Genomic DNA, 23,155 nt, shown 5'->3' on the forward strand with positions numbered 1-23,155 from the left:
CGACTCCAAATCATTATTCTGACAAGCGCACATAGATGTCGAACTGTTCGCCCTGTCGCTCGACGGTCACTGTCATTTCCGTTGCGCCAGCCATCTGCTGCATCGCCTGCATGGCTTGCATGTTGTCCCGTAAATCCAGCCCGTTGATGCTGATGGCCAGGTCATTGGCCTGCAGCCCGCTCTGGTTGAAAAATTCAGGATTGCTGCCCGGGTTGAGGCGATAACCGGTCATGCGGCCATCCACCTGAACCGGTGAAATATTGAGGTAATCAGTGATCTTGCCCGGATCGGCCATCAGCTCGCTGCGCAGGGAGCCAAGGGGGGCGGAGTTGGTCTGCGGCAGCGGCTTGCCATACTCCTCGCCATCCAGCATCAGGGTCTCGTCGCGGCCATCCCGCTCGATGATCACCCGATCCGGATAGACCTGCCGGATCCGCGCCTGTGTGCCGTCAATCATGTCACCGACCCCATAGGAGTTCTGGATGCCGGACATGGCGATGATGGCGATGGATTTGGCGGGATCCGAGCTGGCCAGCACCCCGTTGAGCTGGGCATTGAGCTGGGTACGCGGCGCATTGGCGGCCACGGCGGCTTTGGCTTGCGCCTTGGGGATCGCCTTGCCAAACAGCGCCAGTCGGCTTACCTCGCCCAGTTCAAGGCGCGGGTTGCTCTGGCCGCTGACCGCCACGGCGGAGGGTTGCCACGGTTGGCTGGTTTGCGGGCTTGCCAGGGTGAGCAGACGCCAGGTGAGGGCGGCGCTCTGCTGGGCCAGCATGATCAGCAGCGCCAGAAAGGCCACCTGGGTGACTCTGGTCATGGGAAGCCGCCGGCACTGGGCCAGCAGCATGGTCAAGATGTCATCCCTGAATCGTAGCGTCATATTAATCAACAAATTCCAGGCTCTGGGGCGGCTGCGTATTGTGTACGGCCGATGGCTGTGACACAACGGGTCGGGGCGCGCCAAACCGTAAAAATGGATATTTCATCACACCGTAAACCTTTGAATGCTCACAAAAGTGTCACTCAGGTGAGGTGCATCCTGCTTGCCAGCAAACATCAGGGTACGGTGCGTACTCATCCTCGCCAATCCTGCAGCGCCTTGAGGGTAACGCTCTGTCCGGCGACCTGCAGCACTATGTATTGCTGGTCGATGGTAGCGAGCACGACCCCCGGGGCGAGTTCGCTCCCCTCCCGGTATTCCCGGCCATTGAGCACCACGGCCCGCTTGGCGGGGTTGGAGGAGAACACATGAGAGCCATAGCTCAGCTGCGGCACCTGCTGGCGCACCGACTGGGGTGCCGAGCCCAGCGCCATCAACTGGGCTGGTTGCACGTTCTTGCTGGCGGCGTGTGACGTCTCCTGCAATGGGGTTTCATTGAGGGCTTTCATCAGCTGCTCGGCCAGACTCAGCGCGGGGGTATTCCCCTGACTGGTCCCTTCGTTTTTGGCCACTGCTCTGGGTTGGGCCACCGGCTCCGGCAGGGGCGGGGGCAGCGGTCGGGTCACCATTGCCTTGGGTTCGACCCGCACGAAGGGCGGGGTGATCACCTCTTTCACCTCTACCTTTTCCTCGATGGGGCGCAGGTGGAGCAGATGCCAGCCATAGTTGGCGCCCGCCCCCAGCAGCAAGGCCAGGGGAGCCAGCAGCCAGCCGATGCGGCGTGGGCTGCGCTCCTCTTCCCGGGGCATGGGCAAGCCCATGGCCGGAATATGGGCGGAGAGTTGCGGTTGCTGCGCACGGCGCAGCGCCTTGAGCAGGGTAGACATCAGGAGGCCTCCTCCAGTCTGGGCATGGGTTCACCGGAGAGGGCGTTGAGACGCAGCAGGGTGTTGCTGCCAGCGATGCCATCAGGGGTGAGCCCCTGATCCCGTTGGAACTGTTGCAGCTTGTTCTTGAGCTCGCCATCGAAACGGCGCACCTTGCGCTCGGGTTGTTGCAGCGCACGGCTCAGGGCGTTGTCGAGCCACTGGATCTGGGTCTGACCGGCATTGCTGGCGATCAGGCTGACGCCCCCTTTCGGCATGCGCCAGAGCAGGGTGTAGCTGCCGCCCCAGTTGTCGCTGAGCCACTGGCGATCCACCTGCCAGCTCTGGTCACCTATCATCAGGCTGGCCTTGTTCGGCCCCAGATTGACCAGGGTCGCGTAGTAGAGGCCGCCAGTCTGGTCAGTGAGCGTGATCATGGCGGGATACTGCAGGGCGCGCAGCTCGTCAAGGCTTGCCTCTCCCTCCTGACAGCGCAGACCGGCACGGGGCGCGTTGTCACAGATTGCCTCGAACGGTTCCGGTTCATAACCCCAGACCCGATAGAGATTCTGCATGGCGCTGTCGGGGTCGATGGCCTGATTGATCGCTTCGGTCAGCTGCTCCTGCTGCTCGGCGGTCTCGTCGATGGTGACCGGCACCTCAACCTTGACTACCGGACGGGTGGGGAACACACCGAAAAATTGCCAACCCCACCAGCCTGCGGCCACCAGCAGGGCGCCCGCCAGCGTCACCATCAGACCGGAGGCCCAGCTTCCTTCGTCCCGAACGCCATTGACCTCGAAGGCGGCCTGGCTGATATCGCTGTGGACAATCTTGTAGCTGCCACGGGCGAAAGCGGCGATCAGAGCGCGGTCGCAGATGAGGTTGATGAAACGGGGGATGCCGCCACTCAGGCGATGAAGCGTCTTGATGGCGCGCGGGGTGAAGATGGGTTGTACGCAGCCTGCAACTTGCAGCCGGAAGCGGACGTAGGCATCCACATCGCTGTGGGAGAGCGGCAGCAGGTGATAGCGGGCGGTAATGCGCTGGGCCAGCTGGCGTAGCAGGGGTTGGCGCAGCATCTGTTGCAGCTCGGGCTGACCGATCAGTACCACCTGCAGCAGTTTTCGTTCGTCGGTTTCGAGGTTGGTGAGCAGACGCAGTTGCTCCAGTACGCCGGGCAGCAGGTGCTGCGCCTCATCCACCAGTACCACGCTGCGCTTGCCTGCCGCCAGGTTGGCCAGCAGGTGATCGCGAATAAGGTCGAACAGCCGCTTGATCCCGGCATCTTCGGGATAGGGGAGTTTAAACTCGTCGCAGATGGCGGCCAGCAGATCCCGTTCGGTCAGGGAGGGGTTGAGGATGTAGGCGATCTCGGTCTCGGCGGGCAGCTGTTGCAGCAGGCAGCGGGAGACGGTGGTTTTGCCAGTGCCCACTTCGCCGGTCAGCAGCACAAAGCCGCCGCCATCCTGCAATCCATAGTTGAGATGAGCAAGGGCTTCGCCGTGGCGCTCGCTCATATAGAGGTACTTGGGATTGGGCGAGATGGAAAACGGGTGTTCCGAGAGGCCGAAGAACTGTGTGTACATGAGGGTATTCTTTTGTAGCCGGCGACAGATGAAAAATGTCTCCGGATGATAGCAAACCTCGCTTTCATTGGAAGCCATCATTGGCGCCGAAGGGTAAATTGCGGCCTTTTCCTGCCATCTTGTGATCCCGGTTGCGTCATTGGCACGAATCCGGATCACAAAATGACAAAAAACAGCTGTAAATAAAGGGAAATATCAATATAGGCGCGGCGTGGCAAATGCCGTCAGCATGGCGCTGAACCGGCAATGGCTGGACCTGTTTGTGTACAATTTATGACGCCGGTTGCCCTGTCAGCCATCAGGGCAAGCTGGGCGGGATGTACTTGCTCAGTGGTGATCCTGAAACTGCGCGGCAATCTCCCTGAACTGCGCTTCGCAGGCGAGAAACGCCGCGACAATGCCGGGATCAAAATGGCTGCCGCTCCCCTTCACGATGATCTCCTTCGCTTCTTCATGGCTGAAAGCAGGTTTGTAGACCCGTTTCGAGATGAGGGCATCGTAGACATCCGCTACCGCCATCAAACGCCCGGAGAGGGGAATGTCCTCACCCGCCAGCCCAGCCGGATAGCCGCTGCCATCCCACTTTTCGTGGTGGGTGAGGGAGATCTCCCGGGCCAGCCGCAAGAAGGAGTTGGAGCCCAGCTGCGCCTCGGCACTCGCCAGCGCATCGGCGCCGATCTGCGGGTGGCGCTTCATGATGGCGAACTCTTCGTCGGTCAGCTTGCCCGGTTTGAGCAGGATTGCATCGGGAATGCCCACCTTGCCCACATCGTGCAGCGGGGCCGACTTGAACAGCAGGTCGATGGTGGCGTCATCGAGCGGATAGCGATCCCAATCGCTGCGACTGAGGTATTGCGCCAGCGCCTTCACATAGTGCTGGGTGCGGATGATATGGGCGCCGGTCTCGTTGTCACGGGTCTCTGCCAGCGAGGCGAGGCCGAGGATGGCCACATCGCGGGTCAGGTTGAGCTCGTCACTGCGGGATTTCAGCTCGCCGATCATCTGATTGGTGCTGGCGGCGATAAGACCGAACTCGTCATCCCGGGTGACCGGCACCCGGGCGTCGAAGTCACCGCACTGTACTCTGGCCATGGTGCTGGTCTGCTGGCGCAGGGATAGGCCGAGATTGCGACCATAACCGTGAATAATGAGGGCGAGATAACAGAAGGTCACCGTCATTACGAAGGCGATCTCCCACAGGATGTAGTGCTGGGCATCGACCCTCGGCAGGCTGCGCTCCACCGTCACCAGCCACTCCAGATCCTTGTTGAACAGCAAGAAGAAGACGCCTCCCAGCAGGGTGAGGGTCGCCAGGGTAAAGAGGGTGAACTTGCGTGGCATCGGCATGGCCAGCGGGTGGCTCAGTGTCAGGCTCTGCTCGGCTTGCCGTGCTCTGGCCCGATGCAAGTCTCGCTCCAGAGTCAGATCGGCCGCCACCAGAAAGCCGAGGGTGGTCATCCCCAGCAGCACCTTGAGGTGACTCTCCAGCGGGAAGTCGTGGGCCAGGGCGTTGTAGCCCGACAGCAGCAGTGCCCCCAGCAGGTAGAAACCCACCTCCAGTCCAAACCCGTCCAGCCCGTTGCGCGGCAGGGGCCGCCTTGAGAGCAGCCAATTGCGCACGGCAAACATGATGGCGAACGTCACCAGGGTCGGCCCCAGCAACTGGGGCAGGGTGAGACTCTCGAGAAACGGGCAAACCTGCCAGCCATAGAGACAAAATAGTGACAGGGTTACCCCGTAGTGCAGGGCGCAGCGCCCCGTGATCCTCTGCATATTCCCACCCATGTTGCTGGTTATTGTTATGTCGGCGGGAGGCCCGCCATTACAGGCGCCGCAGCAGCAGGCTACCGATAGAGTAGCCGGCGCCAAACGAGCAAAGTACGCCGCGCGCCCCCGCAGGAAGGTCGCGATTGTACAGATGAAACGCGATGATGGAACCCGCCGAGCTGGTATTACCATAGCTATCAAGAATGACCGGCGCCTCCTGCTGGCTGGCATCGTGGCCGAGCAGTTTGCGGCCGATGAACTGGTTCATGGTGAGGTTGGCCTGATGGAGCCAGAGCCGGTTCAGGCTCTCGGCGGGCCAGCCCTGCTCATCGAGCTGGTTGGCAATCTGGTCGCACACCAGTGGCAACACCTCCTTGAATACCTTGCGCCCCTGCTGGCGAAACAGCTTGTCGTCGCCGTAGCGGGTGCGCGGGCTCAGCCGGTTCAGAAAGCCGAAGTTGTTGCGGATGTTGTTGGAGTACTGGGTCACCAGCTTGCTGGCCACCAGTTGCCACGGATTGGCCGCCTTGCAATCGGTCTCCCGCTCCAGCAGCACCGCGGTGCAGGCATCGCCGAAGATAAAGTGACTGTCTCTGTCCCGGAAATTGAGGTGTCCCGAGCAGATCTCCGGATTGACTACCAGCGCCAGTTTGGCGGTACCTGCCGCCAGCATATCGGCGGCTGTCTTGATGCCGAAGGTGGCAGACGAGCAGGCCACGTTCATGTCAAAGGCCATGCCGCTCGCCCCGAGATAGTGCTGCAGCTCGATGGCCAGTGCCGGATAGGGGCGCGGCATGTTGGAGGCGGCGACGATCACCAGATCGATCTCGCCGGGCTCGCGGCCGGCGGCGATCAGTGCCTGCTCGGCGGCAGCCACAGCCATCTCCACCATGATGGAGGGCATCTCATCGGGCCGCTCCGCCAGCAGCGGCTGCATGATGTCGGGGTTGAGCACTCCCTCTCGGCTCACCAGATAACGACTCTTGATGCCGGAGGCCTTCTCGATGAACTCGCAGCTGGAGTGCTGCTTGGCGGGAAGCTGGCCAGCGTCGATGGCGGAGGCGTTCTCCTCGTTGTAGAGATCCACATGCTGGTTGAAGGCGGCCACCAGCTCTTCATTGCTGACGGCAAAGGGTGGGGTATAGAGGCCTGAGCCACTGATCACGATAGAGGTCATCTTTGCTCCTCGCCGGGTGCGTTCCCGGCTTGTCGGTTTATAGGGGTGAGAGGGTTACAGCTGGTCGATCGCTGCAGCGAGACCCGCCAGGGTCAGCGGATGCATCCGTCCGCCAACCACGTCATTCATCAGTTTGATGGAGGGATGCCAGAGCCACTCCCGGCGCGGGGTGGGATTGATCCACACCAGTTTGGGAAAGTGTTGCTGCAAGCGTGTGAGCCACACCTGACCCGACTCCTCGTTCCACTGCTCGACACTGCCGCCCGGCCAGGTGATCTCGTAGGGGCCCATGGTGGCATCCCCCACCAGGATAACCTTGTAGTCGCTGCCATAGGTGCGCAGCAGCCGCAGGGTATCGAACCGCTCCTCAAAACGGCGGGCGTTATCCTTCCAGACGAAGTCGTAGAGGCAGTTGTGAAAATAGAAGTACTCCAGATGCTTGAACTCGTGGCGCAGAGCCGAGAAGAGGCGCTGTACCTCGGCCACGTGAGCATCCATGGAGCCCCCCACATCGAAAAAAACCAGCAGCTTGACCCCGTTGTGGCGCTCGGGCCGCAGCTTCACATCGAGCCAGCCCTGGCGGGCCGAACTTTTTATGGTGTCGTCGAGATCCAGCTCGTCGGGATTGCCTCTGCGCACCCAACGCCTGAGCTTGCGCAGCGCGAGCTGGATGGCGCGCTGGCCGAGCGGCGAGTCGTCGCTGAAGTTGCGATAGTGACGGGCCTCCCACACCTTGGCCGCCTTGCCGTGCTGCCCCTCTCCACCCATGCGCACCCCCTCTGGGTGAAAACCGCCATGGCCAAACGGGCTGCTGCCACCGGTCCCTACCCACTTGTTGCCGCCGGCATGGCGCTCTTTCTGCTCGTTCAGCCGCTGATTAAGGGTCTCCAGCAGCTTGTCGAGTCCGCCAAGGGATTTGAGCAGCGCCTTCTCTTCTGGGCTCAACAGCCGTTCGAACTCCTTGCGCAGCCACTCCTCGGGCAGGCTCTCCGGCAACAGGGGGATGGCTTCCAGCCCTTCGTAGTACTCGGCGAAGGCACGATCGAAGCGATCGTAGTGGGCCTCGTCTTTTACCAGCAGGCAGCAGGAGAGTTGGTAGAACTCGTCCATATCGACAGCGACCAGCCGGGCCGCCAGCGCGGCGTGCAAGTCCAGCAGTTCGCGCAGGCTGCAGGGGAGCTTGTGGCGGTGCAGGTGGGTAAAAAAGTCGATCAGCATGGGTCAGCTGCCGCGTCGGGCCAAAAAGGCGAGCTTCTCGAAGAGATGCAGATCCTGCTCGGTCTTGAGCAGAGCGCCATATAGCGCGGGCACTAGCTTGCCGGGCTCGCGGGCGCGCATCGCCTCGGGGGCGATATCGTCGGCCAAGAGCAGGCGGATCCAGTCCAGCAGCTCCGAAGTGGAGGGCTTCTTGCGCAGCCCCTCAACCTCGCGCAGCTCGAAGAAGAGATCCATTGCCTCGCCAAGCAGGCTCTCCTTGAGGTCGGGGTAGTGGAGTTTGACGATGGCCTGCATCTCGGCCTTATCGGGGAAGCGGATGTAGTGGAAAAAGCAGCGGCGTAGGAAGGCATCCGGCAGCTCTTTTTCATTGTTGGAGGTGATGATGACCACCGGCCGCTGGCGTGCCTTGACTCGCTCGCCGGTCTCGTAAACATCGAACTCCATTCGATCCAGCTCCAGCAGCAGATCGTTGGGGAATTCGATGTCGGCCTTGTCGATCTCGTCGATCAGCAGCACAGGTCGCTGCTCGGCGCTGAAGGCCTGCCACAACTTGCCTTTACGAATGTAGTGACTGATATCGGCCACTCTGGGGTCGCCGAGCTGGGAGTCCCGCAGCCGGGCCACCGCATCATATTCGTAGAGTCCCTGTTGGGCCTTGGTGGTGGACTTGATATGCCAAGCAATGAGATCGGTGCCGAGATGGTCGGCGACCGCTTCCGCCAGCACCGTCTTGCCGGTGCCCGGCTCCCCTTTGATCAGCAGCGGTTTTTCGAGGGTGATGGCGGCATTGACCGCCATCTTCAATGCATCGGAGGCGAGATACTGGCTGCTTCCTGAAAATCCCATAACGTCGGTTCCTTTGACGATTGGCTCCCGGAGTCAGGGGCCAGAGAGAATAAGCTCTATATGTTGTAATACCATATGGTTATAACGAATAGTCACTTCTCATTCAGAAACCACAGGGTAATCTTGTTTCATCGCCGTAACAAACACAGGGATAGCACCATGAGCAAAATTTTTGAGGACAACAGCCAGACTATCGGTCACACCCCGCTGGTTCGTCTCAACCGTGTTACCAAAGGCCGCGTGCTGGCCAAGATCGAGAGCCGCAACCCCAGCTTCAGCGTCAAGTGCCGTATCGGTGCCAACCTGATCTGGGATGCCGAGAAGCGCGGTATCCTGACCAAGGGTAAGGAGATCATCGAGCCCACCAGCGGCAACACGGGTATTGCTCTGGCCTTTGTCGCGGCGGCTCGCGGCTATCCCATCACCCTGACCATGCCGGCTACCATGAGCTTGGAGCGCCGCAAGTTGCTCAAGGCGCTCGGTGCCAATCTGGTGTTAACCGAAGGGCCGCTCGGCATGAAGGGTGCCATTGCCAAGGCCAGCGAGATCCTCGAATCCGAGCCGGGCAAGTATGTGTTGTTGCAACAGTTTGAAAACCCGGCCAACCCGGAGATCCACGAAAAGACCACCGGCCCCGAGATTTGGGATGCCACTGACGGCGAAGTGGATGTGTTCGTGGCCGGGGTCGGTACCGGCGGCACCATTACCGGTGTCTCCCGCTATCTGAAGCAGACGAAAGGCAAGGCGGTGGTCTCTGTCGCGGTCGAACCGGCCGAGTCGCCGGTCATCAGCCAGAAGCTGGCCGGGGAAGAGATTAAACCCGGCCCCCACAAGATCCAGGGGATCGGCGCCGGCTTTATCCCTGGCAACCTGGACCTCTCCCTCATCGATCGGGTGGAGAAGGTGACCAGTGACGAAGCCATCGAGATGGCCCGTCGCCTGATGGAGGAGGAGGGGATCCTGGCCGGTATCAGCTCCGGTGCTGCGGTGGTGGCTGCCAGCCGTCTGGCCGAGCTGCCGGAATTTGCGGGCAAAACCATAGTGGTCATCCTGCCGAGCGCGGCGGAGCGTTACCTCTCCAGCGCCCTGTTTGCCGGGGTGTTCAGCGAGCAGGAACTGCAGCAGTAACTGATCGGAATCTTTCAAAACAGCGGCGCTCCCAGGAGCGCCGCTTCTTTATGGGCTAGACTCAACCCCTGTTAGTGTCACTTGATCCTTATTTTTTGGGGTAAAATAACAAGTTCCGGAGTGAGAAAAAAAGCAGACATTCCGCTCTAAATCTCATATCCTGTGCGGCGTCACGCGGTGTTTGCTGGCTGGGTATCACAAAGTAACAAAGTGTTATTTTTCGTTATAAAATAATTTCAGGCCAGTCCTGATGCGGCTTGTAGCCCAATAACTGAAAATTGCCAACCAGCGCGCCGATTACTGCACAGAAACTTGACCTGGATTAAACCATTGCGGGTCTGCTTTCGTTACTTTACAACATATCCATACTGACACGGTGGGTCAGGTTGCTTCAAAAACGACCAATCCACCAAAAAATATCAATAATATGGGGTGAAACCATGTACGAGAAGTCTGTTGTTATTACTGCTGAAAACGGCCTGCACACCCGTCCGGCAGCTCAGTTCGTGAAAGAAGCCAAAGAATTCCAAAGCGAGATCACTGTGGTCTCCGGTGGCAAGTCCGCCAGCGCCAAGAGCCTGTTCAAGCTGCAGACCCTGGGCCTGACCAAGGGTACCAACGTAACTATCCAGGCTGACGGCCCGGATGCTCAGCAAGCTGTTGAGAAGCTGGTTGCCCTGATGGACGAGCTGGAGTAATCCAGCTTTAGATTCCTCCCCCACAGTCGTTTTAATAGGAAGGATTATGATATCTGGCATTCTTGCGTCCCCCGGTATCGCATTCGGTAAGGCGCTTCTTCTTAAAGAAGATGAAATCGTTATCAATCAGGGCAAAATCTCTGCTGACCAGATTGATGCCGAGATCAACCGTTTCCTCGAAGCTCGTACCAAGTCAGCTACCCAGCTGGAAGCCATCAAAGAGATGGCCGGTCGCACCTTCGGTGAGGAAAAAGAGGCCATCTTCGAAGGCCACATCATGCTGCTCGAAGATGAGGAGCTGGAAGGGGATATCAAATCCTTCATCAAAGAGAACAAGGCTTCCGCTGACAAAGCCATCTATGAGGTGATCGAACAGTACGCCAAGATGATGGCCGAGCTGGATGACCCTTATCTGCGCGAACGCGCTACCGACTTCCGTGACATCGGTACCCGTCTGGTCAAGAACGTACTGGGCATCGCCGTTGTCAACCTGAGCACCATCGACGAAGAGGTGATCCTGGTCGCCAAAGACCTGACCCCGTCTGAAACCGCTCAAATCAACCTGAAATATGTGCTGGGTTTCGTCACCGACATCGGTGGCCGTACCTCTCACACCTCCATCATGGCCCGCTCCCTGGAGCTGCCGGCCGTGGTAGGCACCAACGACATCACCGAGCGCGTCAAGAACGGTGACATGCTGGTGCTGGATGCGATCAACAACCAGATCATCATCAATCCGACCGCTGAACAGCTGACCGAAGCCAAGAAGTTCCAGGCTCAGTTCCAGGCCGAGAAAGATGAGCTGGCCAAGCTGAAAGATCTGCCTGCCATCACGCTGGATGGTCACCAGGTCGAAGTGTGCGCCAACATCGGTACCGTCAAGGATACCGAAGGTGCCATCCGCAATGGCGCCGAAGGCGTGGGTCTGTACCGTACCGAGTTCCTGTTTATGGACCGTGACGCGCTGCCGACCGAAGACGAGCAGTTCAAAGCCTACAAAGAAGTGGCCGAAGCGATGCCGGATCAGCCGATCATCGTGCGTACCATGGACATTGGCGGCGACAAAGAGCTGCCCTACATGAATTTCCCGAAAGAGATGAACCCCTTCCTGGGCTGGCGTGCCGTGCGTATTTTCTTCGACCGCGAAGACATCATGCACGCTCAGCTGCGGGCCATTCTGCGCGCCTCTGCCTTCGGCAAACTGCGCATCATGTTCCCGATGATCATCTCTGTCGAAGAGTTCCGTAGCCTGAAAGCTACCGTAGAGACGCTGAAGGCCGAACTGCGTGCCGAAGGCAAAGCCTTTGATGAATCCATCGAAGTGGGTATCATGATCGAGACCCCGGCCGCTGCCGTGATGGCTCATCATCTGGCCAAGGAAGTGGATTTCTTCAGTATCGGTACCAACGACCTGACCCAATACACCCTGGCTGTCGATCGTGGTAACGAGATGATCTCCGCCATGTACAACCCGCTGTCACCCTCCGTCCTGACCCTGATCAAGATGGTTATCGATGCGTCCCACGCCGAAGGCAAGTGGACCGGTATGTGTGGTGAACTGGCTGGTGACGAGCGCGCTACCCTGCTGCTGCTGGGTATGGGTCTGGATGAGTTCTCCATGAGCGCCATCTCTGTACCGCGTATCAAGAAGCTTATCCGCAACACCAACTTCGAAGATGTGAAGGCAATGGCTGATCAAGCACTGAGCTTTGCCACCGCCGCTGAAATCGAAGCATGCGTAGATAACTTTATTAAGCAGAAGGCAGTCTGCTAAGATCGGCTGCAAACAGCGACAAATCATCTCTAGGAGCTTTATATGGGTCTGTTTGATAAACTGAAGAAACTGGTTTCCGACGATAGCTCTGACACCGGCGGCATCGAAATCTTTGCTCCGCTGTCTGGCGAAATCGTGCCGATCGAAGATGTGCCTGACGTTGTCTTCGCCGAGAAGATCGTTGGTGACGGTATCGCCATCAAGCCGGCTGGCAACAAGATGGTTGCTCCGTGCGATGGTACCATTGGCAAGATTTTCGAGACCAACCACGCGTTCTCTCTGGAATCCGACTCCGGTATCGAGCTGTTCGTTCACTTCGGTATCGACACCGTTGAACTGAAAGGCGAAGGCTTCAAGCGTATCGCTCAGGAAGGCCAGCAGGTCAAGCGCGGCGACACCATCATCGAGTTCGATCTGGCCGTTCTGGAAGCGAAAGCCAAGTCTACCCTGACTCCGGTTGTCATCTCCAACATGGACGAGATCAAAGAGCTGATCAAAATGACTGGTGCCGTGACTGTGGGCGAGACCCCGGTTATCCGTATCAAGAAGTAATGCCCGGCTGGCTCACGCCAGTTGCGCAGTAAAAAACCGAAGCCTTGTGCTTCGGTTTTTTTATGGCTGCGAGTCGGCTTTTCTTTCTGGTTATTACTCTATTCCGTCGAGATGACAACCCGGTTACGGCCCTGATCCTTGGCCTGATAAAGGGCCCGGTCTGCCATCATCAGCAGATAGTCGATGCTCTCCTGCCCCTTCATGCTGGCACACCCCAGACTGATGGTGAGGGATAGCTGCTTCCCCTGCCATGGCAATCGGGTGGTACTGACATGCTGGCGCAGCTGTTCGGCGCGCCGTGCCGCCTGTTCAATATCGCAACCAGGCAGGATCAGCAGAAACTCCTCTCCACCCCAACGGGCCAGACTCTCCCCCGGCAACAGCTGGCCCGCCATAGCGTGGGCGACGGCGCAGAGCGCGGCATCGCCAGCAGGATGGCCGTAGCGGTCATTGACCTGTTTGAAATGGTCGATATCTCCCAGTACCACCGAGAGGGGATCCCCCTGCAACCAAAGGGCCTGCAGCTGTTGCTGGGCGCCGCGCCGGTTGGTCAGTTCGGTGAGCGGATCGGTGCAGGAGAGGCGGCTCACCTCTTCCACCATGCACTGCAGGTCGTGGATATCGCGAAAGGTGACGATATGGCCATCCGGGATGGCATCGGCTCCCAGCTGGGCAGTGACGATAAACCAGCGCGACTGACCGCTCTTGCAGCGGATCAGCGCAGGCATTTCGGCGACCTCCAGCCCTTGCGACAAGCTCTGTTCCACCTGGGAGTGCCAGGAGTCGATGATGGTGCGGCGATACCCTTCATCCGGGTAGGCGACCTGAAACCAGGAAGCCATGTCCGGCAGATCGTCAAGGTTGTAGCCCAGTTGCTCAATGAAGGCTTTATTCAGGAAGCGGTGGCGCCGCTGCGGGATCATGTCGGGTGAGCAGCCATCGTGACGGGCAATGGATTCGGACACCAGAATAGGCAGCGGGATCACATCGAACGAGCGAAACAGGATCTGTTGCAGTTCTCGGTCATTCATAGGAAAAGCGGCTCCACGATGCATCTTTTACATGCTTTACCATAGGTCAGACCTGTTTGGTGGTAAACCGATTTATAGCGGTTCCGCCGCCGGTTTTTCAGCCAATGGCAAAGGCGAGAAAATGGCAGAGTTGTGTGCCGTGACCGTATCAGGTGAAAGCAGGGCAGGCTGAGGAGAAGCGGCGGGGCAAAAGGGTCAAAAAAACCCACATGGTCAGGCACATGTGGGTCGGGAAAAACCAGACAGGGTAAAACAGACACTCCCTGTGTCGGTCATCTTCAGCTCAGGTGGAGGTGGTCCATCTGCTGGAGCTTTTCGGGCCAGGGCCCCTGCTGGTGGTCACCAAATCTTCACACGCTCGGAAGGTGGCAGATAGAGCTTGTCTCCCGGCTTGATGGCAAAGGCGCGATAGAAGGCCGGCATATTAGCGACGACGCCGTTGACCCGGTACTCCAGCGGTGAGTGGGGATCTGTCTTGAGCAGAACGGCAGCGAGCTCGGGCCGGTACTTTCCTTTCCACACCTGCGCCCAGCCGATAAAGAAACGCTGCTCGGCAGTGAAGCCATCGAGCACAGCTGGCAGGCGGTTGCCCAGGGCGAGCCGGTACGCCTTGTGGGCGATGGTCAGGCCACCGAGATCGCCGATGTTCTCGCCAAGGGTCAGCTGGCCGTTGACATGCTCCCCCTTGATGGGCTCGTAACGGTCGTACTGTTTCGCCAGTTTTTGCGCTCTGGCGGTGAACTCCTTGAGATCGGCCGGAGCCCACCAGTTGTGCAAGGCACCGTTGCCATCGAATTTGGCCCCCTGATCATCGAAACCATGGCTCAACTCGTGACCGATGACCGCGCCGATAGCGCCATAGTTGACCGCATCATCCGCCTTAAGATCGAAGTAGGGCGGTTGCAGTATGGCGGCCGGGAAGACGATCTCGTTGTTGTTCGGGTTGTAGTAGGCATTCACCGTCTGCGGATTGTCGAACCACTCCTCCCGATCTACCGGTTGATGGAGGCGGGCAAGGTGCTCGTTGTAACGCACCGTGGCCGCGCGCTGGGCATTGCCGACCAGATCATCGGGACGGATCTCGATTGCGCTGTAATCCTGCCACTGGTCGGGATAGCCGATCTTGACCCGTACCTTCTCCAGTTTCGCCCGCGCCTGCTGTTTGGTCGGGGCAGACATCCAGTCGAGCCCACAGATCTCCTGGCGATAGGCAGCGATCAGATTGCGTACCATGGTCGCCATCTGTGCCTTGGCTTCGGCCGGAAAGTAGCGCTCCACGTAGAGTTTGCCCACCGCCTGACCCAGATAGTCGTCCAGCACCTCCATGGCCTGCTTCCAAGGCTCCCGCTGCCGGGGGATGCCGCTCAGGGTTGTACCGTAGAAAGCGAAGTGCAGGGCATTGCTCTGGCTGTCGAGATAGGGCGCATAAGTACGTAGCAGATGGAACAGGCAGTAGGATTGCCACTGCGCGATGCTGGTCTCCTGCATCACGGCGGCCAGCTTCTCCAGATAGTCCGGCTCACTGACGATGATCTCCGTTTCCCCGGCGATAACGGCCTCTGTCAGGTAGCGTTGCCAATCCAGGGTGGGCAGCAACTGACTGAGGCGAGCGATGGGTAGTTTGTTGTAGGTGAGGTTGTCATCCCGCAGCTTGACTCTATCCCACTGCAGGCTGGCGAGGCGGGTCTCCAACGTCAGAATGCGATGGGCCTGCTCGCTCGCCCCCTCGACGCCGGCATGGTTGAGCAGGGCGGTAATGAACTGCTCGTAGCTGGCCCGCAGAGCCTTGCTGGCGGCATCTGCTTTCAGGTAGTAGTCCCGATCCGGCAGACCGAGGCCGGATTGCTGCAGGTAGATCCCGTAGCTGTCAGGCTGTTTCTTGTCGGCCATGAACCCGATACCAAAGGGAGCGCCGCCCCCCAGCTTGTTAACCCGGGCAAAGTAGGTGGCTAGCGAGGCGCCATCATGGATGGCCATGATCTCGTCGCGCAGTGGCTGAATGGGGGTCAGCCCTTTGGCATCCCGCCCGGCCTGATCCAGATAGCTGGCGTAGAGGTCGGCGATCTGCTGGTGAGGGGTTCCGGCCTGTTGCGGGCGCTTGAGCAGCTCCTCCAGCAACACCTTGCGATCCTCCAGCGACTTGTCCGCCAACAGATTGCCGATGGTCTGCCCCGGCATGTCATCCGGTATCCGGGTCTGTGCCAGCCAGTTGCCGTTGACGTGGCGAAACAGATCGTCTGCCGCACGCACGCTGTCATCCATGCTGGCCAGATCCACCCCGGAGTGGCCGCTGGTGGCACCGGCGCATGGGGCGAGGCCAAGCAGGGCCAGCGCAATGAGGCTGGCGATCATGCTGCGTTGCTGTTTCATCTTGTGTGTCCTGTATGGGGAGCCTGTGGTGAATTGGCTGTAACCGCTGGCCAATCAGCTGCGAACGACCGAGAGGAAACGACCGTCGTGATTGAAGGTGCAGGTAAAGTCGACCGCATCATCGTCGGTCTCGTACTGGCCATAGACCTTGTATCTGTGGCCACTCTCTTCTGCCGACTCGGTGGTGATATCGCGCGGGGAGACATGGAATTTGCTGGCTGCTTCCCCCGAGCAGTAACGGGGCATCTTGCTGGTGGCCATATGCTGGTCATCGCTATCGTCATGCTGGCCATCATGCTCGTGTTTGTTATCGCTGTGCTTTTTCCCGGCGTAATAGCCAGCGGCGCCGATGGCCCCCAGCGCAGCTGCACCTATCAAGACTTTCTTGGTATCCATATTCTGGCAGCCGCTCAATGCCAGACAGGCGGCCAACCCCATTACCATCAAGGAGTGTTTCATCTCTCGGATCCTTTCAATTATCAAATGAGCAAGTCGGTGTCAGCCGAGTGGTGGTCACAGTGCCCGGCGCTGGAATGGCGCCACTTTGCAATGGTCAGGATGAAGAGGACACTCAAATAAAATTAAAAAAAGTTATAAAAATCCGGGAGCCGGAGCGAGCGCAGTATGGGGTAAGCAGTGAGGGGAGAAGGGCGCAGGTTTCATCCATGCGGTAAGTAGTGGTGTGGGGCAAGTGTCTGTTTTTAGACTTTTATTTCTCTTTATATTTTATCAAGGGTGATGGCTGCTTGTTGTGCGGCGGCCAGCCATGCTGGCGGTGGATAGCCGTCTCTATCTTCAACTGGGCATAAAAAAGCCGCTCACCTGGGTGAGCGGCTGTTACCATCAGAACCGTGCAGTTCGCTATCAGGCTGGCTGCTTGCCATCTTCCGCGGGCGGCGGCAGGGCGGCGGAGTTGGACTCCACCTTCTGCTCTTCGCCCTGCATGTTCTTGATGTAGACATCCATCTGGTTGAAGGCGATCTCGATGCCGTTCTCGCGGAACAGCTGGTCGATCTTGCGGTTCAACTCGTCCACCGCCGGGTTGCGGTCTCCCAGTTCGCTCACGAAGAAGCGCAGCTCGTGGTCCAGAGTGCTGGCGCCAAAGGTGAGGAAGTAGACGATGGGGGCCGGATCTTTCAGCACGCGGCTGTTTTCGTCGGCCGCCTGTTTGAGCAGGGTGCGGGTCAGTTCCAGATCCGAGCCATACGCCACGCCCACCCGCACGATCACCCGGGTGACGGTGTCACTCAGCGACCAGTTGATGAGCCGTTCTGTCATCAGTTGCTGGTTGGGGATGATCACCTCTTTGCGGTCGAAGTCGGTCAGGGTGGTGGCGCGAATGCGGATCCGCGAGACGGTACCGGAGAAGGAGCCGATGGTGACGGTGTCACCGATCCGCACCGGACGCTCGAACAGGATGATGATGCCGGAGACGAAGTTGGAAAGAATTTCCTTCATGCCGAAACCGATACCGACTGACAGACCACCCGCTACCCACTGCAGCTTGTCCCACTGCACGCCCATCATGGAGAGGGCGGTCAGGGAGCCAAAGCCGATCAGCACGTAGTTGAGCATGGTGGTGATGGCGTAGGCGGTCCCCTGAGCCAGGTTGAGCTTGGAGAGCACCAGCACCTCCAGCAAGCCCGGCAGGTTGCGCGCCAGTGACCATGCACCGCCGAGCAGCAGGAAGCCGATCAGCACGTCACTGAGGCTGATGGGGAAGAGCACGGCGTTGGCGCCGGTGCCTTCACTGCGGTGCCACAGCACCATGCTGTCGAGGTAGGAGAAGACCGCGACCAGATCGGACCAGAGCCAGTAGAAGGCGACGCCGAAGATCAGCATCAGCACGGTACGGGTCAGACGCAGGGACTGCTGGCTGACATCCTCCAGATCCATGGGCTGCTCTTCAATGGACTCACCACCTTCCGCATCTTCCGAAGATTTGTGCTCACGCTTGGCCACCGCACGGCGGTAGGCCAGACGACGGGCGGCCAGCTCAAGACCACGCAGGGCGGTGCGGTAGACCAGGCTCCAGATGATGATGAGGTAGAAGGATTCGATCAGGCGACCGGTCAGCTTCAGCGCGGTGTAGTAGTAACCGAGCACCGCCAGCACGATCAGCGCCACCGGCGCCAGCGCCAGGGCAATGGCGATCAGCGACTTCTGCATGCTCGCCTCGCCCTTGATGCGGGCGCGGGAGATAGGGAACACCAGATAGGCTGCCAGCCCCAGCAGGGTCAGGGTCATGGCCTGACCGATCACGTCGTTGCCCAGGGTGGAGGGTTCAACCACCGCCTTGGTTGCGAGCATGATGAGCGGCAGCAGTGGCAACCAGATGTAGCGCATGCTGTTGCGCTTGGCTTGCAGCTCCGCTTTCGGGATCCGGAAGTGGGATTCGGCGATGCCGCCCGGGCGCATCACCGCCAGATAGACGCTGAACACCAGATAACCGAGGGCGAGGTTCAGGGTGATCTGGAACATCAGCTTGGGACTGAGCAGACCGCAGTAGGTGAGCAGCAGACCGCCAGCCAGAATGAACATGCTGCCCGGCAGGCGTTGCAGCACGGTATAGAGCAGGGCGCGCGGGGTGTGCCACTGGCTGTCCTGACGGAAACGGCCCAGGTCCTTGGTGATCTTCTTCTCGCGCTCAACCAGCGCCGGACGTTTCCAGACCAGCAGGCCGCCGATCAGCAGCAGCGGGAAGGCGAGCAGGGAGATCCCCAGCAGCTCTTCGCGCCAGCGTTTCCAGTCCGGTTTCAATACCCAGTCGGAGGCCTGTTTGTAGGCCTGGGCGGGCCAGCTGATAAACCACTTGCTGTCGATGGGCTTGTTGCTGCTTACCCAGAAGATGTGTTGCTGCAGGGTAAATTCGATAGAGGCATAGACCCGCGCCAGCTGCTGCTGGGTCAGCTGCAGGCTGATGGCGTTGGTGAGCTGGCTGTCGAGTTGGCGGTTGAGCTGATCGAGCAGATTGATGCGGGTGTCGAGCAGCTTGGCAAGGCTCTGCTTGTCCTCCTCGCTCACCGGATCCTTGCTGCCGGCGATCAGATTGTCCAGATAGAGGTTCTTCTGGAACAGCTGGTCACGCTGCTGGCTCAGTTCAAACTGAGCCAGATGCAGATCGGCGATCTGCTCTTCCAGATTTTTGACGGCGATGGTGGGTGCCGCTTCCAGCTGCTGGTAGAGCTGATAGAGGATGCGCGACAGCAGCAGATTGCCCTTGAGCATCTGCACCTGTTCATTGAGGTTGCGCTCGGTCTGGATGCCGCGCTCCAGCCAGCTCTTGGCTTGCAGGTTTTTCTGGACCAGCGAGTTGAGGCTGGTGGTGGCACCGATCAGCTGCTGGCTGAGCTGGTGGTTGAGCTCCTGCTCTTTTTGCACCAGCGGGCTGTCTTCGGTCGCCACCAGTTCACCGGTCTGCTCGGCGGTTTTCTCTGTGTCGCCGAGGCGCTTGGCGCTGCTCTGATCCTGTAACAGCTGCAGTTTCTGCTCTTCGCTGGCGAGGCGGGCACTCTGGTAGTCGCGCTGCTTGATCGCCAGATCCTGCATGCTGGTACGGTTATCCAGCTCCTTTTGCAGGTGGGCCAGTTGCAGGTCGAGCAGGGCCAGCTCGGCACCGAGCTTCATCTTCTCGGCGCTGGAGACGCTTTCACCTGCGTTGAGGCGGGTACGGATCTCCTGACTGCGCTGGTAGGCACGGCTCATGCTGGCCTGGGCCCGCTCCGGCAGGGTCTGCAAGCTGGTGAGCTGGCTGCCGATGGCGCCGAGGGCCTCCTGGGCCGCCTGCATGTTGGCCAGCACTTCCGGCTGACGGCTGTCGAGCTCTGCCAGACTCATGCTGGCGTATTCGCTCTTGATCTGCTCGGCACTCTTGCCCTTGGTCAGGGCATCGAGCTTGGCACTGATCTCTCTGAGTTCGGTGGGCAGGCTGCGGATCCGCTGGGCCTGGGTCTTGGCCTTCGCCTCTTCCTTGTCGATGCTGTCGAGCAGTCCGAGGGTTTCGGTCAGCAACTTCTGATCCGCTTGCTGACTGACGGTCAGGGTCTCTGATTTACCCAGACCATCCAGCGCTCGCTGAACTGCGTTGCGAGAGGGGACATCTTGCGCCATGGCTTGCGGGACGCAGAGGCTGGCGAGGAGACAGAGTAGCGGCAACAAGGTAGCCGAGACTCTTTTAAAACGTATTGAGGGCATATAACTTCCGGGTTATTACGCGATATTCGGGAGATTTCCCGCATAGATTAAATTCGCGTGGATTCTAACACCGGGCTTGTCAGGTAAGCAGGGGGGAGGGACAAAAAAAACGGCGCCCGCAGGCGCCGTTTTCAACTCGTTCAGCTCTGATTAAAGAACGTGAACAGAAGCGGTGTTGGTGGTGCCGCTCGGTACCAGAGCACCGGAGACCATCACAACCACGTCACCTTTCAGACCCATGCCGATTTCCAGCGCGGCTTCTTTACCGATGCGATAGAAATCGTCGGTAGAGGCGATGCTGTCAACCACGTGAGCAACTACACCCTTGGTCAGAACCAGCTGGGCAGCAGTTTTCTTGTTGGTGGTGATAGCCAGGATCCAGGCTTTCGGGAAGTACTTGCGAATGGCTTTGGCAGACTTGCCGCCTTCGGTAGCGACCACGATCAGCGGGGCATCCAGCTTCTCGGAGGTCTCTACGGCGCCTTTACATACGGCTTCGGTGATGCGCAGCTTGTTGCTGTCGTTGGCAGCAGACAGGTTGGACGGCATCACGGCATCGGTACGCTCGCAGATGGTGGCCATGATGGTCACGGCTTCCAGCGGGTACTTACCCTTGGCGGATTCACCGGACAGCATCACTGCGTCGGTACCGTCCAGGATGGCGTTGGCCACGTCACCAGCTTCGGCGCGGGTCGGACGCGGGTTCTTGATCATGGAGTCCAGCATCTGGGTGGCAGTGATAACCACTTTGCGGGCTTTGTTGCACTTGGCGATGATCATCTTCTGGGCGAAGATAACTTCTTCAACCGGGATCTCTACACCCATGTCGCCACGAGCAACCATGATGCCGTCGGAAACAGCCAGGATCTCGTCGAAGTTGTCCAGACCTTCCTGGTTTTCGATCTTGGAGATGATCTGGATGTTCTCGCCACCGTGGGCTTTCAGGTGCTCACGGATTTCCAGAACGTCTTCTTTCTTACGGATGAAAGAAGCAGCAACGAAATCAACGCCTTGCTCGCAACCGAAGATCAGGTCGCGCTTGTCTTTCTCGGCCAGGGCCGGCAGCTTGATGGAGACGCCCGGCAGGTTAACGCCTTTGTTCTCGCCCAGGTCACCGTTGTTCAGCACTTTACAGATAACTTCGCGCTCGGTGATTTCGATAACGTCCAGACCGATCAGGCCGTCATCAACCAGGATGCGGTTGCCGACGCGCAGATCGTTGGCGAAACCTGCATAGGTCACCGCCACTTTGTCTTTGTTGCCAACCACGGTCTGGTCGGTGGTGAAGGTGAAAGTCTGGCCAGCGACCAGCGCGACGTCGTTGCCGCCTTCCAGCTTCATGGTACGGATTTCCGGACCCTTGGTGTCCAGCAGGATAGCTGCGTGCTTGCCGGTCTCGGCCATCACAGCGCGCAGGTTGCTGATGCGGCTGCCGTGCTCGGCGTAGTCACCGTGGGAGAAGTTCAGGCGCATGACGTTCATGCCGGCGTCCAGCATTTTGGCCAGCATTTCTTTGGATTCGGTCTTCGGACCGATGGTGCAGACAATTTTGGTCTTTTTCATGTCAATCTTCATGGTTAAGGAATTTCCGCCGAGCAATATACACCAGTTTTTGGAATCTTTTTATGATCCAGAAACAACGTTTTGACCAGATAACGTTTTCTTTTCAGGGATAACGTTTTCCTGTGAGTCACATTTTAGAGCATACGGCCACAGGTTCGGGCTGAAGGGATACAAATGTTGCCATCTGTGGTTGTTTGGCCGGGTTGAGGTTCAGATGTTGTAAAATGACCACCCGTCCGCTGTCACCGTCTTGTCACCGGCTTGCGCAAAAATGTTAGTTCATTGGCGCAAGGGTGAAGGAGGTCGGGATGAAAAACAGCCATGAAACCGGATGGGCTCTGCTCTTGCTGGGCGCCGCCCTGCTGCTGGTTCAGACGCTGCCAGCCCGCTACTGGCCTGATAATGCGCGACTGCTGGCGATCTTCTCCCTCCCAGTGAAAGGGGAGGCGGCCGCCGAGGGATTAGCGTGGCGAGAGTGGCAGGATCACAGTGCAGCGACCCGGATGGCGCTTCGTGTAGCCCGACCGCTGCCGGATGCTCCTCAGCCTTGATATCTATTGCCGATTACCTGTCGTGAAGGCGTGAAATTATCAACCGTTGGTTGATAGTGCTTATCTATCTTGCTGGATTGTTCACCTTTAATGGCAGGGGGATAATCGATTCCAACAGCGATATCCCCTCCGGTATCGCCCCCTGATACTTTGTTGGAGTCCGCTTTATGTCCCTCGCCCCCGTCTGGTTTATCTCTCACGGCGCACCGGATCTGGTGCTGCGTGAGCAACCCGCCACCCGCTTTCTGCGAACCCTGCGTCTGGGTGAGCTCAAGGGGCTGGTGGTCATCTCCGCCCACTGGTTCAGCCGCGAGCTGCAGATCAACGTCGAGCCCAAACCGGCCTTGATGTACGACTTTTACGGTTTTCCCGAGCCCCTCTACCGGATGCGCTGGCCTGCCAGCAGCCCCGCGTGGCTGCAACAAGGGGTGAGCGACCAGCTGGCACAGGCCGGACTGACCGCCACCCCGGTGCGGCGCGAGCTGGATCACGGGGTCTGGTCGCCGCTCTCCCTGATCGACCCAAACAGCGAGATCCCGCTGGTGCAGGTCTCCATTCCCGCGAGCTTCACCCCGGCCCAGTTGTGGCAGTTGGGAGAGGTGTTGGGGGCACTGCGCAGTCAGGGAATTGGCATCCTCGCCTCCGGCGCCATCACCCACAACCTGCGGGCGCTGGCACCGGAAGGCTCGCCAGTGCCGGAGTGGGCCAGCCTGTTTGTAGACTGGCTGGAGCAGAAGATGGCCGACGAGGATCGGCTGGCGCTGCTCGACTATCGTCGGCTGGCTCCAGGCGCGGTGGAGTCCCATCCCCACGACGATCATCTGCGCCCACTCTTTGTGGCGTTGGGGGCCGCTGATGGTGTGGCGCCCGCTCGGCTGCACGAGAGCTGGGATGGCGGCAGCCTCTATATGGGCGCCTACCGCTTCGGCTGATAGCCTCTCAACAAGACCC

At 59.2% G+C, this 23,155-nt stretch carries 18 protein-coding genes; 6 read left to right on the forward strand and 12 right to left on the reverse strand.

The features are described 5' to 3' along the window. Positions 1-13 precede the first annotated feature (13 nt). From exeC to ACW5XC_RS02580, 7 genes are all read right to left on the reverse strand, one after another. Positions 14-847, reverse strand: coding sequence for a GspC family type II secretion system variant ExeC (exeC, locus tag ACW5XC_RS02550; RefSeq protein WP_143182540.1), 834 nt, complete (start codon positions 845-847; stop codon positions 14-16). 227 nt (positions 848-1,074) lie between these two features. Then, positions 1,075-1,767 (reverse strand): GspB family T2SS assembly factor variant ExeB, encoded by a 693-nt coding sequence (exeB, locus tag ACW5XC_RS02555; protein ID WP_042052655.1) that lies wholly within the window; start codon positions 1,765-1,767, stop codon positions 1,075-1,077. Then, a complete protein-coding gene (locus ACW5XC_RS02560; RefSeq protein ID WP_042052656.1) occupies positions 1,767-3,335 on the reverse strand; it encodes an ExeA family protein in 1,569 nt (522 codons plus the stop codon). Before ACW5XC_RS02560 ends, exeB begins: the two co-directional genes overlap by 1 nt. Positions 3,336-3,662: 327 nt before the next feature. After that, complete coding sequence (locus ACW5XC_RS02565; RefSeq protein ID WP_042052657.1) at positions 3,663-5,108, reverse strand: HD domain-containing phosphohydrolase; 1,446 nt, start codon at positions 5,106-5,108, stop codon at positions 3,663-3,665. A gap of 49 nt (positions 5,109-5,157) precedes the next feature. Further along, positions 5,158-6,279, reverse strand: coding sequence for a beta-ketoacyl-ACP synthase III (locus ACW5XC_RS02570; protein ID WP_042052658.1), 1,122 nt, complete (start codon positions 6,277-6,279; stop codon positions 5,158-5,160). Between the two features lie 54 nt (positions 6,280-6,333). Further along, positions 6,334-7,497: a vWA domain-containing protein gene (locus ACW5XC_RS02575; protein ID WP_042052660.1), complete on the reverse strand. Its 1,164-nt coding sequence runs from the start codon at positions 7,495-7,497 to the stop codon at positions 6,334-6,336. Positions 7,498-7,500: 3 nt separating this feature from the next. After that, positions 7,501-8,343: an AAA family ATPase gene (locus ACW5XC_RS02580; RefSeq protein WP_013723987.1), complete on the reverse strand. Its 843-nt coding sequence runs from the start codon at positions 8,341-8,343 to the stop codon at positions 7,501-7,503. Positions 8,344-8,502: 159 nt separating this feature from the next. On the opposite strand from ACW5XC_RS02580, the gene cysK reads away from it, so the two are divergent. The 4 genes from cysK (at position 8,503) to crr (ending at position 12,495) form a co-directional block, all read left to right on the forward strand. After that, positions 8,503-9,471: a cysteine synthase A gene (cysK, locus tag ACW5XC_RS02585; RefSeq protein ID WP_042052661.1), complete on the forward strand. Its 969-nt coding sequence runs from the start codon at positions 8,503-8,505 to the stop codon at positions 9,469-9,471. A 440-nt stretch (positions 9,472-9,911) separates the two neighbouring features. Further along, positions 9,912-10,169 (forward strand): HPr family phosphocarrier protein, encoded by a 258-nt coding sequence (locus tag ACW5XC_RS02590; RefSeq protein ID WP_005338266.1) that lies wholly within the window; start codon positions 9,912-9,914, stop codon positions 10,167-10,169. Between the two features lie 46 nt (positions 10,170-10,215). Next, on the forward strand, positions 10,216-11,943 hold the full coding sequence (gene ptsI / locus ACW5XC_RS02595) for a phosphoenolpyruvate-protein phosphotransferase PtsI (protein WP_021229076.1): 1,728 nt from the start codon (positions 10,216-10,218) through the stop codon (positions 11,941-11,943). Positions 11,944-11,985: 42 nt separating this feature from the next. Beyond that, positions 11,986-12,495: a PTS glucose transporter subunit IIA gene (gene crr, locus ACW5XC_RS02600; protein ID WP_005338264.1), complete on the forward strand. Its 510-nt coding sequence runs from the start codon at positions 11,986-11,988 to the stop codon at positions 12,493-12,495. A 98-nt stretch (positions 12,496-12,593) separates the two neighbouring features. Here the strand turns inward: crr and ACW5XC_RS02605 are convergent, their stop codons facing one another. The 5 genes from ACW5XC_RS02605 to pykF form a co-directional block, all read right to left on the reverse strand. Then, positions 12,594-13,526 (reverse strand): GGDEF domain-containing protein, encoded by a 933-nt coding sequence (locus tag ACW5XC_RS02605; RefSeq protein ID WP_042052662.1) that lies wholly within the window; start codon positions 13,524-13,526, stop codon positions 12,594-12,596. 339 nt (positions 13,527-13,865) lie between these two features. After that, complete coding sequence (locus tag ACW5XC_RS02610) at positions 13,866-15,896, reverse strand: M13 family metallopeptidase (protein ID WP_042052663.1); 2,031 nt, start codon at positions 15,894-15,896, stop codon at positions 13,866-13,868. Between the two features lie 54 nt (positions 15,897-15,950). Then, positions 15,951-16,355 (reverse strand): hypothetical protein, encoded by a 405-nt coding sequence (locus ACW5XC_RS02615; protein WP_042052664.1) that lies wholly within the window; start codon positions 16,353-16,355, stop codon positions 15,951-15,953. Positions 16,356-16,760: 405 nt separating this feature from the next. Then, complete coding sequence (gene mscK / locus ACW5XC_RS02620; protein WP_042052665.1) at positions 16,761-20,090, reverse strand: mechanosensitive channel MscK; 3,330 nt, start codon at positions 20,088-20,090, stop codon at positions 16,761-16,763. Positions 20,091-20,240: 150 nt separating this feature from the next. Further along, entirely contained in the window at positions 20,241-21,653 is a 1,413-nt protein-coding gene (gene pykF, locus ACW5XC_RS02625) for a pyruvate kinase PykF (protein ID WP_031227651.1), read from the reverse strand. A gap of 308 nt (positions 21,654-21,961) precedes the next feature. Here pykF and ACW5XC_RS02630 point away from each other — a divergent pair, with 308 nt between their 5' ends. Both ACW5XC_RS02630 and ACW5XC_RS02635 read left to right on the forward strand, forming a co-directional pair. Continuing rightward, positions 21,962-22,204: a hypothetical protein gene (locus ACW5XC_RS02630; RefSeq protein ID WP_005338258.1), complete on the forward strand. Its 243-nt coding sequence runs from the start codon at positions 21,962-21,964 to the stop codon at positions 22,202-22,204. Positions 22,205-22,371: 167 nt separating this feature from the next. Continuing rightward, the gene (locus tag ACW5XC_RS02635) at positions 22,372-23,136 is read left to right on the forward strand and encodes a DODA-type extradiol aromatic ring-opening family dioxygenase (protein WP_042052667.1); all 765 of its coding nucleotides are present in this window, start codon (positions 22,372-22,374) and stop codon (positions 23,134-23,136) included. Positions 23,137-23,155 lie beyond the last annotated feature (19 nt).

This window comes from Aeromonas sp. 25-AL00135, assembly GCF_054052385.1.

Bases quoted from the DNA above. Each gene is read 5' to 3' on its own strand.
- ACW5XC_RS02615 (WP_042052664.1), bottom strand. From the start codon at position 16,355: ATGAAACACTCCTTGATGGTAATGGGGTTGGCCGCCTGTCTGGCATTG.
- cysK (WP_042052661.1), top strand. From the start codon at position 8,503: ATGAGCAAAATTTTTGAGGACAACAGCCAGACTATCGGTCACACCCCG.
- ACW5XC_RS02610 (WP_042052663.1), bottom strand. From the start codon at position 15,896: ATGAAACAGCAACGCAGCATGATCGCCAGCCTCATTGCGCTGGCCCTG.
- ptsI (WP_021229076.1), top strand. From the start codon at position 10,216: ATGATATCTGGCATTCTTGCGTCCCCCGGTATCGCATTCGGTAAGGCG.
- ACW5XC_RS02580 (WP_013723987.1), bottom strand. From the start codon at position 8,343: ATGGGATTTTCAGGAAGCAGCCAGTATCTCGCCTCCGATGCATTGAAG.
- exeB (WP_042052655.1), bottom strand. From the start codon at position 1,767: ATGTCTACCCTGCTCAAGGCGCTGCGCCGTGCGCAGCAACCGCAACTC.
- exeC (WP_143182540.1), bottom strand. From the start codon at position 847: ATGCTGCTGGCCCAGTGCCGGCGGCTTCCCATGACCAGAGTCACCCAG.
- ACW5XC_RS02635 (WP_042052667.1), top strand. From the start codon at position 22,372: ATGTCCCTCGCCCCCGTCTGGTTTATCTCTCACGGCGCACCGGATCTG.
- ACW5XC_RS02575 (WP_042052660.1), bottom strand. From the start codon at position 7,497: ATGCTGATCGACTTTTTTACCCACCTGCACCGCCACAAGCTCCCCTGC.
- mscK (WP_042052665.1), bottom strand. From the start codon at position 20,090: ATGCCCTCAATACGTTTTAAAAGAGTCTCGGCTACCTTGTTGCCGCTA.
- ACW5XC_RS02560 (WP_042052656.1), bottom strand. From the start codon at position 3,335: ATGTACACACAGTTCTTCGGCCTCTCGGAACACCCGTTTTCCATCTCG.
- ACW5XC_RS02565 (WP_042052657.1), bottom strand. From the start codon at position 5,108: ATGCAGAGGATCACGGGGCGCTGCGCCCTGCACTACGGGGTAACCCTG.
- ACW5XC_RS02590 (WP_005338266.1), top strand. From the start codon at position 9,912: ATGTACGAGAAGTCTGTTGTTATTACTGCTGAAAACGGCCTGCACACC.
- pykF (WP_031227651.1), bottom strand. From the start codon at position 21,653: ATGAAAAAGACCAAAATTGTCTGCACCATCGGTCCGAAGACCGAATCC.
- ACW5XC_RS02605 (WP_042052662.1), bottom strand. From the start codon at position 13,526: ATGAATGACCGAGAACTGCAACAGATCCTGTTTCGCTCGTTCGATGTG.
- crr (WP_005338264.1), top strand. From the start codon at position 11,986: ATGGGTCTGTTTGATAAACTGAAGAAACTGGTTTCCGACGATAGCTCT.
- ACW5XC_RS02630 (WP_005338258.1), top strand. From the start codon at position 21,962: ATGAAAAACAGCCATGAAACCGGATGGGCTCTGCTCTTGCTGGGCGCC.
- ACW5XC_RS02570 (WP_042052658.1), bottom strand. From the start codon at position 6,279: ATGACCTCTATCGTGATCAGTGGCTCAGGCCTCTATACCCCACCCTTT.